The organism is Actinoplanes sp. DH11, assembly GCF_020873875.1.
In the GTDB taxonomy this organism is placed as follows: Bacteria; Actinomycetota; Actinomycetes; order Mycobacteriales; family Micromonosporaceae; genus Actinoplanes.
Genome location: NZ_JAHWGU010000155.1, coordinates 1 through 436 on the forward strand (window position 1 = coordinate 1; position 436 = coordinate 436).

Genomic DNA, 436 nt, shown 5'->3' on the forward strand with positions numbered 1-436 from the left:
GATCGCAGCCACTGCGCTCATGGCCTTGCTGGCCGGCTGTACCACCAACCCTTACACCGGCGAGAGCCAGGCCGGCAAAGCCGGCATCTATGGCGGCATCGGCGCCGCGACCGGTGCGGTGATCGGCGCTGCAACTTCGAGCAAAAAGGACCGCACCAAAGGCGCGCTGATCGGTGCGGCCGTCGGTGGCGCCGCCGGTGGTGGTTACGGCTATTATGTCGACACCCAGGAGGCCAAGCTGCGCCAGACCCTGCAGGGCACTGGCGTGCAGGTGCAACGCAACGGCGATGATCTGAAACTGATCATGCCGGGCAATATCACCTTCGCCAGCAACTCGGCGGATATCTCCAGCAGCTTCTACCCGACCCTCAATTCGCTGGTGCTGGTGTTCAAGGAGTTCAACAAGAACGGCGTGAACATCGTCGGTCATACCGAT

General features: G+C 62.4%; 1 protein-coding gene. It reads left to right on the forward strand.

Translation table 11 applies throughout. The features are described from left to right. Positions 1-19: 19 nt before the first annotated feature. Positions 20-436 (forward strand): glycine zipper domain-containing protein (locus LPA41_RS41195; RefSeq protein WP_229076922.1); only part of this gene is annotated, 417 nt, incomplete at its 3' end.